This is a genomic window from Mesorhizobium sp. M0159, from assembly GCF_040322295.1.
Lineage (GTDB): Bacteria > Pseudomonadota > Alphaproteobacteria > Rhizobiales > Rhizobiaceae > Mesorhizobium.
On sequence record NZ_JAMYTF010000092.1, the window covers coordinates 1 to 10,842 of the forward strand.

Here is a 10,842-nt window from a genome sequence, read left to right on the forward strand (position 1 = left end):
TAACTACGCTCGAAAGGACGACCTTAAGAGCGCAGCTTCGCTACCGGGCCATGCTCCCGCAAGGCGGCCCTCGCCGGAGGCGTACGGAACAGAGGCCACATTGTCGGTCAGAAGCCTCCTCTCAAGCCGTGCGAGGTCTGGAGCATTAGAACACGACTGCAGGTGTCAGGCGCGGCACGTGATCTGGCACTGGTCAATTTTGCCATAGACAGCAAACTTCGATGCTGTGACCTCGTCACGATCACGGTCGGCGACGTCGCACTATCCGGCACGTTTCGCGACCGGGCGGTAATCGTCCAGCGCAAGACCGGACGGCCAGTACAATTCGAGATCACGGAGCAGACTCGAGCTGCCATCAGCGCCGGGATAGGTCGTCGCGGTCCCGTCGAAGGAGAGTATCTGTTTCCAAGTCGCATGAGGCCGAAACCGCAGTTGTCGACCAGACAGTACGGAGATTGTCGACAAATGGGTTTCCAGCGTCGGGCTCGATCCCAGGCGATACCGAACTCATTCGATGAGGGGTACGAAAGCCGCGCAGATCTACACGAAGACGGGAAACATTCGCGCGGTGCAACTGCTCCTGGGCCATACGAAGCTTGAGAGCACGGTTCGCTATCTTGGCATCGAAGTGGACGACGCTTTGGCGATCTCTGAACAGATCGACCTGTGAAATGAACCTGCGACAACGGACAGAGCGACGCGGGCTGGAAGCGTCGCTTTGTGACCCTTTCGAGACCTTCCAGAGTCGAATTCTCTTCTTGGAAGCCGACATTGGCCGGAACCAGCATTCGTGATCCATTGCAGACCTTTGTGTCCATCACTCGGAACGACCGCAAATTGATCTAAAAGCCGCTTCCTATAGTCCAGCCGCCTCGCAGTCCTGTCTCCCGCCAGCCAACCCGGCGACGCTTACCCCGGCGGTAGCGCCAACGCCACGCATGCACTAATGTCTCAGCCCCTGGGCTGGCCAGTGACCTGTTCAAATTAGGGAAGTACCCGTGACCGAACATTGCTGTGGACCGGGCTATGCTTCTCCCGCCGAGGCCACGAGGGCACCCCGCGAAAAGTTGCTCTATACGATTGCTATCTACACTGGCACGGGCATTCAGAAGCCAGACTATTTGTGTACCATTGATGTCGACCCGGAGAGTTCGACCTACAGCCAAGTGATTTCACGTTTGCAAATGCCGGGTATTGGCGATGAGCTTCATCACATGGGCTGGAATGCCTGTTCGTCGTGCCATGGCGATGCGAGCATGGAGCGCAAGTATCTGATCGTGCCCGGTGTGCGCTCGACCAATCTCCATATTGTTGATTGCGGTACCGATCCCCGCAATCCGACACTGTTCAAGGTGATAGAGGGCGCCGAAATCAAAGCCAGAACCAACCTGTCGGCACCGCACACAGTGCATTGCCTTGGTTCGGAGATCATCATCTCAATGCTTGGCGACGCTCAAGGCAACGCGCCAGGCGGTTATTTGAAACTCAACAAGGAGTTCGAGATTGTCGGCCGTTGGGAAAACTCCATGGGCAGGATCAAGTTTGGTTATGATTTCTGGTACCAGCCGCGACACAACGTAATGGTCAGCTCGGAGTGGGCCGCGCCTAACACTTTCATGCCTGGTTTCGACCTTGAGGAGGTGGGCCACCTGAAGTATGGCCGAGAGATCCATTTCTGGGATTTTGAGAAGAAGGAACCAAAGCAAACATTCTATCTCGGTGAAGATGGCTTGATCCCGCTGGAAGTGCGATTCCATCATAATCCCGACAGCAGTCACGGCTTTGTTGGCGCGGCCCTTTCCGCAAACATTATCCACTGGTGGAAGGATGCAGCGGGTGACTGGCAATGGGAAAAAATCGTGGATGTCGAAAATGAGCCGCATCCCGAATGGCCCATTCCGATACCGGGCGTTATCTCAGTCATTCTGCTCAGCATGGACGATCGATACCTCTATATATGCAACTGGTTGCATGGCGACATCCGTCAGTATGATATCTCGGACCCCCACAACGCCAAGCTTACCGGACAAGTGTGGATGGGCGGACTTCTCGGACGTGCGCCTGAGGTTAATGGCGTGAAAGTGACTGGCGGGCCGCAGATGATACAGCTCAGCCTCGACGGCAAGCGCCTTTATGTGACGACCTCGCTCTTCTCGACCTGGGACAATCAGTTCTATCCGGAAATCCGCACCAATGGCGGATGCATGCTGATGGTCAATTGCGATACGGAAAACGGCGGCATGGAAATTGATCCGCGATTTGTCGTCGATTTTGGCAAGGAACCAAATGGACCAAGCCGCTGCCACGAAACCCGTTATCCCGGCGGTGATTGCACGAGTGACATCTGGGTATGACCAACTTCACCATCACTCTCGTCAATCAAGGCGGTGCGGCCTTTGACGTCGATCGCCGGAAGCCCCTCTTGCAAAGCTTGCGCGAGCAGGGCGTGGACCTGCCCTACGGGTGCAAGTATGGCGGCTGCATAAGCTGTGCGGCCAAGATAATCAGCGGCAAAGTCAATCAAAAAGCGCAGCGGGCGCTGAACAACCGCCAGATCACCAATGGCTATATAATCCTCTGCGTTGCCCGCCCTATGAGCGACTGCACGCTGGAAGTCGGCGTTGAAAGCCACGACAAGCTCTATCGCAACCCCTTCCTTGACCCCTTGGCCGCTCATGAATTGAAAGCCGATATTGCGACCCCGTTGGAAGCAAAGAAATGACCCACATGAATCATGATGAGCCCTATTCGGAGGCTTATCTGCAAAACATTCTGAAATCGGTCAAAACCATCGCGATGGTGGGGGCCAGCCCCGACAAGACCAAGTTTTCCTATGGCGTACTCAGGGTTCTGCACGAAACCGGCTATGACATGATCCCGGTTAATCCCACTCCCGGTCTGGATGAAATTCGAGGGCTCAAGGTGTACGCGTCACTGGCGGCCATCGACCGGCCTGTGGATATGGTGGAGGTTTTTCGCCGCTCCGAAGATCTGTTGGAAGTTGCACAGGAAGCCATCGCAATTGGTGCCAAGGTTCTGTGGAGTCAGATTGGGGTGCGCGACGACGCTGCCGCCCTGTTGGCGGAGGAAGCGGGTTTGAAAGTTGTGATGAACCGCTGTCCCAAGATTGAGTTGTTCCGCCCCTTCTGGAAGCCGAAGTTGCACTTGGGAATATGATTGCAGAGTCACGGAATTCGGCGTTGTCGCGGTAGCTGACCTGTTCCCTTGGCCTTAGACGTTGATTGATTTTTGCCTGAGGTAAGATGCCAGATGGTCGCTGAGATCACGCGCGTCGTCGCCGGCGCCGTCGATCAGCGCAGACTTGCGGCGGCGCAGAAACTGCATCCCCATCAGGTACATGCCCGGATGTTCCGCAACGCCGCCGTCGTGACGGAGGTGGCCCTTGCGGTCGAGGACCGGCAGCTCCAGCCAGGAGTAGTCCGGCTTGTAGCCAGTGGCCCAGATGATCGTCCTGATCGCGCCTCCGGTAAGGTCGAGGCCGAGCGGCGGGTTGTCCTCGACACGGGTCGGCGGCAGGCGATCCGGCGGCCCGACCGCAGCGTCAAGGCCGTTGGCGCGCGCCCATTCGTCGATGAGGTCGAGCAGCCGGGCCATCTTGAGATCGGAAAGCGCGCACATGTTGCGCAACGACCCCGCAAACTGGGCCTTGCCGTCTTCCGTGATGCCAGCGAGACGGCCAACGAGCCTGACGCCGAGGTCGACCAGCGCATTGAGGTCGAGGGTGGTGCGATCGGGAGTGCCGGCAAGCTGCAGCGAAGGAACCCGTCGCGCCCGCCTGATGTCGTCTACCTCGTCGTAGCGCTCGTCGAGCACGCCGGCGGCGTCCATCCACCACTCCAGGTCCTTGCCGCGATAGACGCGCGGCGCCCGGATGTGCTCGCCCACCGACAGGGTTACTTGACGCCCCGAACGCTGCAGCTCCTGTGCGATCTGGGTGCCGCTCGACGAGGCGCCCACCACCATCACGCCGCCGTCGGCGACCTGAGCCGGATTGCGATAGGACTGTGCCGTCAGCATGGCGACCGACGGCGGCACGCGGACGGCCAAATCGGGCAGGCGTGCGATGTTGCACGCGCCCGACGCCAGCACGACAGTTCGGCAGCGCCACTCGCCGTGGTCCGTGCGCACGACATATCCTGCCCCGTCGCTGCGAACCGAGGTAACGGTCGTGTGTGTTCTGACTGGAGCCGCGATCGCCTTGGCATAGTTCCCGAGGAAGTCGATCACTTCAGGCATCGTCCGGTAGCCGTCGGGGTCGTCACCATCATAGCGGAAGCCCGGCAGCCGGCTCTGCCAGTTCGGGGTGAGCAGCCGCAGCGAATCCCATCGCTCGGTGCGCCAGGTATGGGCGATCTCGCCGCGCTCCAGCAGAACATGGTCGATAGAGCGCTCCGCGAGGCAGCGGCTCATCGCGAGCCCCGCGTGCCCTGCGCCGACGATCACTGTGGTGACGGAACTAATCGCGCCCTCTCATCAGGAGAGTCTACGGCTCGAAGCGCCTTTCAATTCACCACGACCGTGACATTCGTCGGATTGGTTACAATGTCATAGACAGCCGACCGCTTCTGTGACTGAGCGACGAGAGCCTCGATGTCCTCGCGCTTGGCGTCGGCGTCGATGTTGTACTTCACCGTGATGCCGCTGAAGCCGTTGCGGACGTCGCTGTCGATGCCGAGTATGCCCGCAATATCCATGTCGCCTTCGATGGTCGCCTTCACCGACTTCAACTGGATGTTCCGGTTCTGGGCAACCGCGGCGATGCCGGCTGTCAGGCAACTCGCCAGCCCGACCAGCACGTATTCGACAGGCGTGGCGCCCTGATCCAAGGAAGCAAAGACCTCCGGATGGTCGGCATCGAATGCGAAGGTGGTCTTGCGATGCTGGTCCTGGCCGAGACCGTAGAAACTCTCGACCGTCGAGTGGCTGTGGGTGCCATCCTTCCATTCGCAGACCGCGCGCCACTTGAACTGCGCGGCCTCCGGGGCGTTGGTAAGCGCTTCGCGTGCGCCGAGCAGCGCCTCGACGTTAACGCCATTGTTTGCCTGTACTTCGGAAGCCATAGTTATCCTCCCTACTTTGCACTGGCTTAAAAACCCGACCCATCCCACCGACCTCCTGATCAGATTTCACCATGACTTGACATGCTATGGGTAGCGAAGCGTTTCTTCAAGTTGTTTCCGCAGAGGCAAGGTCGTCCCTCGTGTGCCGAGTTGCGTCTTGCAGGTCAAGGATGCCCTGTGTCGGTCGGCGTTGGTTCGGCATCCAGGTGTCGGAATCGTGATGCATTTTCTTGAAGGGCCGGCAAGCTCAGTCGACTGCAATCCCGCCGAGCGATCTTTGGCGCTGCGAACAGCTGTTTCGCTGTCGCGAACGGGCAATCCAAAGCTGCGAAGTTAATTTCGGCTTTTGGCGCGTCCCGCTGGTTCAAACATCCCCCCTCGAGAACACCTCTAAATGAGCGTCGAATGACTCGGTTGGGTGGAAAGCGGTCCTTGGTCGACGGTCAGCGACGGGCCGGCTGAAATAGCTCGACGACGTTGCCGGAGGGGTCGACCAGTAGGATCTGAGACCCGCCGGGCCCGGTCACAATGTCGTTGCGGAACTGCACACCGGCCGTACGCAGCCGCGCCACCTCGGCGGCAAGATCGTCGACGATGAGATGAATGCGACCAGCCGCCGGGCCCAGGTTTCTCGCATCGGGCATCGGTCGCGCGGCAGAGCTTATCGGCCCGCTGAGCAGCAGCCGTAGCGACCCAAGCGTGACGTCGGCGAATGCAGGGGCTTGGTTGGAAAGGAGTCTAAAGCCGAGATGGCGGGTGTACCAGGCGACGGCGGCCTCGACGTCATCGACTAGATAGCGAACATTGCTTGCAGATGACATGCCTGCCTCACGAGGTCGGTGCTCTATAATTCCGATATGATCGGGCAGCTCTCATCCTTGGCCCAGTCCGAGAAGCTGAGATAGTAAACCCTCACATCCGGAAAGCCCGCACGGACTGCCGCGACCGCAGCCAACGCCGCACGGCCGCCGCCGTCGCAATGCGTAACAACGTGCTCGCCGGGCCGGAAGCCGGCAGCGTCGATCAACCGATGCAGATCCTCCGGCGACTTCAGCTGCTTCCCTTGCAGCAGGTCCGCATGGGAAAGCAGGCGTGCGCCGGGAAGATGTCCACCGCGAGCGTTGCTCCTGAGGTCCTTGCCGTCGAATTCCGCTCTCGTGCGCGCATCGAAGATAGTGGTCTCGCCATCCAACTCGTCCTTTAGCTCATCGCGCTCCACGAGCCCGACCTCGCCGGAACCCGGCGCAGCTTTGAACGGCCTTCCTGTGAAAGTTTCCAGCGGAAGCGGGAGCGCAATGCCGGCGTCAGACAGGACGGGCCAACCACCATTGAGGATGTGGGCCTTTGCACCGAAAAACTGGAGAATAAACCAGACGCGCGCCGCCTCCGTCATGCGGCCATCATCGACCACGACCGCCGTTGTGATCGCGCAAACGCCAAGCTCGCCGATCTGTCGTTCCCAGAAGGCGGTGCTGGCGAAGGATGTTTCGCTTCTCTTCGCAGCCTCCACCCAGGCTTCGATGGGAACCCGCACTGCGCCGGCGGCATGGTCTTTCTCGAATGCCTCGGCCTCGCGCACATCCAGCAGGAGAACATTGGAGAATTGATGCAGGGTTGCGACCTCGATGACGGGGTCGTTTGGCATGTGCGTTCTGCCCGCGAAAAATCGTTCCTGCAGTTTAGGGCTTGTCTGCGCCGAGGCTACAGACGGTAACGGAAAACTATATCGTATTTCGATAGGAACGAGGAAAAATGTTCGCGAAAGGGCCATGGAACATCGCGACCTGCTGTCAGGACTGATGCGGCTGCACATCCTGCATCATGCGGACGAGCACGAGATCTATGGCCAGTGGATGATCGACGAGCTTGCCAGCCACGGCTACCGGCTCTCGCCGGGAACGCTCTACCCGATGCTGCACAAGATGGAGCGTGACGGGTATCTAGTCTCCCGCGAGGAACGGGCGGGCCGGTCGGTACGAAAACTTTACCGCGCGACCGACAGGGGCCGCGAAGGCTTGGCTGTCGCAAAGGAACGGGTCCGGGAATTCACCGGCGAGGCCATGAAACCATGAATGACAGTCTGCACCGAAGCGCAACACAGCCCGTCGCGCAGGAGGAAGGTGGGCAAGGCGAAGTCTTTGCCGCCTTCCTGAAGCTGTTCCCGGTGCGGTTGACGCCTGGACCCAGCTCAATGCCGATCATGGAAAACTGGCGCTGGGCAAGCTTTTTGCTCCTGCGATCGAGTTCGCCGAAAGCGGCTACGCCATCTCCCCACGCGTGCATTTCGACTGGGAACAGGAGGCGGCGCTACTTTCCGCCGATCCTGCCGCAAAAAGCATCTTCTCCCTGGGGGGCGGGCGCCGAGGATCGGCGAGGTGCACCGGCAACCCGCACTCGCCGCAACATTCCGCAAGATCGCGACGGATGGACGCAACGCCTTCTACATGGGGGAGGTCGCCGAGGACATGGTTTCGCGCCTGCGAAGCCTCGGCGGTTTGCACACACTGGATGATTTCATGGGTGCCAGGGGCGAATATGTGACGCCGATAAAGACAGGTTTCCGCGGCCACGACGTCTACGAATGTCCGCCAAATGGCCAGGGCGTCATAGCGCTCATGATCCTCGATATCCTGTCGCGCTTCGAGGCCAAGGGTGACCCTCAATCCGCCGACCGGCTGCACATCGAGATCGAGGCGACGCGACTTGCTTATGCGGCGCGCGATGCTTTGCTCGCCGACCCGGCGAAGGTGGCGGTGCCGGTTGAGCAACTGCTTTCCAGTGCGACGGCGGATCGTCTGGCGGGGATGATCGATCTTGGGAGCGCGCGCGGATCTTCCTTCATTCGATATGCCGGTGCATCGCGACACGGCCTATATTTTCCGTCGTCGACAAGGATCGCAACGCCGTCAGTTTCATCAACTCGATCTATTATGGTTTGGCTCAGGCATCGTCGCGTCGCGCTCGGGCGTGATACTCAACAATCGCGGTATAAGTTTTTCCCTGGATCCCAACCACCCCAACGTCATCGAACCAGGCAAGCGCCCGCTACACACCATCATTCCGGGCATGCTGGTGAAGGATGGGCGCGCAGTTATGCCTTTCGGCGTGATGGGTGGCGCGTATCAGGCCATGGGTCACCCGCACTTCCTGTCAAAAGTTCTTGATTTTGGCCTCGACCTTCAGCAAGCCATTGAGCTGCCCCGGGTCTTTCCAATTCCTGGCACGATGGAAGTGGAGGTCGAGAACAGGCTTCCAGTCGCGGTTCAGGAAGAACTTGCCGGTCGCGGGTTCCGCATCGTCCCGGCGGCAGAGCCGATCGGGGGCGCCAAGCGATCATGATCGACTGGATGAATGACGCTGCAGGGCGGTTCAGACCCACGCAAGGACGGCTGCGCAATCGGTATTTAGAACGCCACACAGGCGTTGGACGAGGAACAAAGGTCGGGGCCACTGCCCGGCCATCTCGCATACTTGGGCCTGTGGTCTCATCCTAGTCGGATGAAGTCTGAGGAGGAGCTTCTGGCAGCAGAGCGGACACCCCTGAGCGGCCGGCTTCGGCATTTCGAGAACGCAAAAGCGGCGCGGAATGTTGCAGACCAAATCTTCGCAGCACGGTCGCCAAAGTGCGTGGTAAGACCGCGACGGCGCAACCAGCGGAGTCTGATTTGACCATGCCTTCTTCTACCACCAAGCGTGCGCTGATCACCGGGGCGGGTGCTGCCGACGGCATCGGCTTTGCCATCGCGCGGCAGCTCGGCCTTGCCGGTCATGCCGTTTTCCTGAACGGTGCCAGCGCGCGTGTACTCGATCGCGCCGCCGAGCTTTGCGCCGAAGGCATCAATGCCAAAGCCGCGGTCGCCGATCTCACCATCGCAGCCGAAGTCGCGCGGCTGCGGGCTGATGTTGGCGCCGTCGACATCCTGGTCAACAATGCCGGCATGGGCTCGCTGGCATCGCCCTCGGCCGATAAGGCGTTTCTCGCCATGACCGAGGCCGACTGGGAGCAGGGGATCGACGTCAGCCTGAAGACCGCATTCCTGGTCACCCGCGCGTTTTTGCCGGCGATGGTAGAGGCAGGCTATGGGCGCATCGTCAATGTGGCGTCGGTTACCGGGCCGCTGGTGTCTTTCGAAGGCACATCAGCCTATTCCGCCGCCAAGGCCGGCATGGTCGGCCTGACGCGAACGCTGGCGCTCGAAGTGGCAAAAAGCGGCATCACGGCCAATGCCGTGGCCCCCGGCTGGATCGAAACGGGCTCGTCGAGCGCAATGGAGCGGCAAGCTGCCCTGCACACGCCACCGGCGCGGGCCGGGCGACCGGACGAGGTTGCGGCAGCGGTGGTGTTCCTGACATCGGAAGGCGCGAGCTACGTCAACGGCGCCCTGCTGGTGGTCGACGGCGGCAACAGCCTTCAGGAGCGCAAGGGCTGACTCTGAAACGACCGGTCGTTCACGATCGGGTCGCGGGTGATCGAAAGCATTGGAAATAGCATCGCCAACGCATTCGCCGAGGCCGGAGCGACGGTCCATGCAAATGGGTGCCAAAGCAGCCGCAGTGGAGATCGCTCGCGCAAACGGCACGTCCCTCTCGTAACTCGGTACTCGCCGGCGGGACACGAAGGCGGTCGATGACTATGCCAATCAGTTTATGTCCGTTGCAGCGCTCGTAAATTGCGCCGGAGGTAACCTGCGCGGACGAATTCACGGTCCTAGGTTTTGAAACAGTGGTCGATATCAACCTCGCGGGTTCTGCTCGTTTTTCTCGGATTTCTCGCACGTTCAGCCCGCCAGCATCGGTCGCCAGAAGCGTTCCGGCGCGCGCCAGTCGATGCCCTCGATGAGCATGGCAAGCCGCGCTGGCGTCAGCATCATCGTACCGCCTGGCTGGGCCAGACGCGGCCACACGAACCGTCCGTGGTCGATGCGCTTGGTGAACAGGCACAGCCCCGTTCAGTCCCAAAAAAGGACCTTCAAGAGCGAGGCGTTCTTGTCGCGGAAGACAAACAGATGGCTCGAGAAGGGTCCTTCTTGAGTTGCTCCTGGATCAGCGTGGCGAGGCCATCAAGCCCCTCGGATGTCGGTATGGCCGGGCGCCAGATGCACTTTCACTCCAGCCGGAACGACGGTCATGGCGCCTTCTCCTTTCCGGCGAGCTGCCGCTTCACTGCAGCCGCAATCGCGCCCGCCGGCGCAAACACGCGCCGCCCATCATCCAGTTCGATCGCCACCATGCCGTCCGGCGGTCGTACGAGATCGCGCAAGGGCGCGGGCGCCGGCGGCTCGTTTTCTCCTCTATCGGCTAGCTCGACCACCGCCAGTTGCGGCGCCTTGCGGGCGTTCAGGCCGAACTCTTCCCGCCAGCGGGGCCATGCTGGTGGCAATGCCATGGCGGTGGCAAACCGCCGCCACGCTGACGCCGGACTTCTCGTCTCGTCATTGCTGAAGAGGATGCCAAGCAACGCATTGCAGAACTCAAGGCACAGCTCTCTCACATCGAGGCGCAACTCTCGAATCTCGATGAGCCACCATCGACCGTGGCTCTCCATCCAGCGACGCTGCAGCGCTACACCGAAACCGTCGATGCTCTTTCAAAGGGCTTTTTTCCGCCGCCTTCGGCTTTGCATCGCGAAACAAAAAGGCCGTCGCCGGCCGCCTTCCCACTGCGTTTCAGCCCTAGGGGTGCGGCCCGATCGTCCCCGGTCTCACGACCACCATCGAGGCCGCGATACGCGCGGCCCGAGAAAAACAGAAGGAACCACCAA

The 10,842-nt window shown here is 60.5% G+C and carries 13 protein-coding genes and 2 pseudogenes; 8 read left to right on the forward strand and 7 right to left on the reverse strand.

Annotated elements, in window-relative coordinates; translation table 11 throughout:
• Window positions 1–99 precede the first annotated feature (99 nt).
• The 4 genes and pseudogenes from NKJ32_RS34215 (at window position 100) to NKJ32_RS34230 (ending at window position 3,177) form a co-directional block, all read left to right on the forward strand.
• A pseudogene (locus NKJ32_RS34215) lies at window positions 100–670 on the forward strand (tyrosine-type recombinase/integrase).
• Between the two features lie 328 nt (window positions 671–998).
• On the forward strand, window positions 999–2,354 hold the full coding sequence (locus NKJ32_RS34220; RefSeq protein ID WP_352830296.1) for a selenium-binding family protein: 1,356 nt from the start codon (window positions 999–1,001) through the stop codon (window positions 2,352–2,354).
• Entirely contained in the window at window positions 2,351–2,722 is a 372-nt protein-coding gene (locus NKJ32_RS34225) for a 2Fe-2S iron-sulfur cluster-binding protein (protein WP_352625634.1), read from the forward strand. The genes NKJ32_RS34220 and NKJ32_RS34225 overlap by 4 nt, the downstream gene beginning before the upstream one ends.
• A 5-nt stretch (window positions 2,723–2,727) precedes the next feature.
• The gene (locus NKJ32_RS34230) at window positions 2,728–3,177 is read left to right on the forward strand and encodes a CoA-binding protein (protein WP_352595804.1); all 450 of its coding nucleotides are present in this window, start codon (window positions 2,728–2,730) and stop codon (window positions 3,175–3,177) included.
• Window positions 3,178–3,231: 54 nt separating this feature from the next.
• On the opposite strand, the gene NKJ32_RS34235 is transcribed toward NKJ32_RS34230, so the two are convergent.
• From NKJ32_RS34235 to NKJ32_RS34250, 4 genes are all read right to left on the reverse strand, one after another.
• Entirely contained in the window at window positions 3,232–4,464 is a 1,233-nt protein-coding gene (locus tag NKJ32_RS34235; protein WP_352595779.1) for an NAD(P)-binding domain-containing protein, read from the reverse strand.
• A gap of 59 nt (window positions 4,465–4,523) precedes the next feature.
• Entirely contained in the window at window positions 4,524–5,081 is a 558-nt protein-coding gene (locus NKJ32_RS34240) for an OsmC family protein (protein WP_352830299.1), read from the reverse strand.
• 443 nt (window positions 5,082–5,524) lie between these two features.
• Window positions 5,525–5,902: a VOC family protein gene (locus tag NKJ32_RS34245; protein ID WP_352595782.1), complete on the reverse strand. Its 378-nt coding sequence runs from the start codon at window positions 5,900–5,902 to the stop codon at window positions 5,525–5,527.
• A gap of 23 nt (window positions 5,903–5,925) precedes the next feature.
• A complete protein-coding gene (locus tag NKJ32_RS34250) occupies window positions 5,926–6,852 on the reverse strand; it encodes a sulfurtransferase (protein ID WP_352830302.1) in 927 nt (308 codons plus the stop codon).
• Here NKJ32_RS34250 and NKJ32_RS34255 point away from each other — a divergent pair.
• From NKJ32_RS34255 to NKJ32_RS34270, 4 genes and pseudogenes are all read left to right on the forward strand, one after another.
• Window positions 6,851–7,153: a PadR family transcriptional regulator gene (locus tag NKJ32_RS34255; protein WP_352595787.1), complete on the forward strand. Its 303-nt coding sequence runs from the start codon at window positions 6,851–6,853 to the stop codon at window positions 7,151–7,153. The two genes, NKJ32_RS34250 and NKJ32_RS34255, sit on opposite strands and share 2 nt — an antisense overlap.
• Before the next feature lie 133 nt (window positions 7,154–7,286).
• Window positions 7,287–7,873, forward strand: a pseudogene (locus NKJ32_RS34260) (gamma-glutamyltransferase); the annotation flags it as partial.
• 22 nt (window positions 7,874–7,895) lie between these two features.
• Window positions 7,896–8,420, forward strand: coding sequence for a gamma-glutamyltransferase (locus tag NKJ32_RS34265; protein WP_352595790.1), 525 nt, complete (start codon window positions 7,896–7,898; stop codon window positions 8,418–8,420).
• 332 nt (window positions 8,421–8,752) lie between these two features.
• Entirely contained in the window at window positions 8,753–9,511 is a 759-nt protein-coding gene (locus NKJ32_RS34270; RefSeq protein WP_352595793.1) for an SDR family NAD(P)-dependent oxidoreductase, read from the forward strand.
• Window positions 9,512–9,859: 348 nt separating this feature from the next.
• On the opposite strand, the gene tnpB is transcribed toward NKJ32_RS34270, so the two are convergent.
• The 3 genes from tnpB to NKJ32_RS34285 form a co-directional block, all read right to left on the reverse strand.
• Window positions 9,860–10,024, reverse strand: a complete 165-nt coding sequence (gene tnpB / locus NKJ32_RS34275; protein ID WP_352595807.1) for an IS66 family insertion sequence element accessory protein TnpB — start codon at window positions 10,022–10,024, stop codon at window positions 9,860–9,862.
• A 182-nt stretch (window positions 10,025–10,206) separates the two neighbouring features.
• On the reverse strand, window positions 10,207–10,626 hold the full coding sequence (locus NKJ32_RS34280; RefSeq protein WP_352595796.1) for a hypothetical protein: 420 nt from the start codon (window positions 10,624–10,626) through the stop codon (window positions 10,207–10,209).
• A 17-nt stretch (window positions 10,627–10,643) separates the two neighbouring features.
• Window positions 10,644–10,842 (reverse strand): hypothetical protein (locus tag NKJ32_RS34285; RefSeq protein ID WP_352830305.1); only part of this gene is annotated, 199 nt, incomplete at its 5' end.

Coding starts and splice junctions, on each gene's coding strand:
- NKJ32_RS34225 (WP_352625634.1), top strand. CDS start 2,351: ATGACCAACTTCACCATCACTCTCGTCAATCAAGGCGGTGCGGCCTTT.
- NKJ32_RS34230 (WP_352595804.1), top strand. CDS start 2,728: ATGAATCATGATGAGCCCTATTCGGAGGCTTATCTGCAAAACATTCTG.
- NKJ32_RS34240 (WP_352830299.1), bottom strand. CDS start 5,081: ATGGCTTCCGAAGTACAGGCAAACAATGGCGTTAACGTCGAGGCGCTG.
- NKJ32_RS34245 (WP_352595782.1), bottom strand. CDS start 5,902: ATGTCATCTGCAAGCAATGTTCGCTATCTAGTCGATGACGTCGAGGCC.
- NKJ32_RS34255 (WP_352595787.1), top strand. CDS start 6,851: ATGGAACATCGCGACCTGCTGTCAGGACTGATGCGGCTGCACATCCTG.
- NKJ32_RS34250 (WP_352830302.1), bottom strand. CDS start 6,852: ATGGCCCTTTCGCGAACATTTTTCCTCGTTCCTATCGAAATACGATAT.
- NKJ32_RS34270 (WP_352595793.1), top strand. CDS start 8,753: ATGCCTTCTTCTACCACCAAGCGTGCGCTGATCACCGGGGCGGGTGCT.
- NKJ32_RS34280 (WP_352595796.1), bottom strand. CDS start 10,626: ATGGAGAGCCACGGTCGATGGTGGCTCATCGAGATTCGAGAGTTGCGC.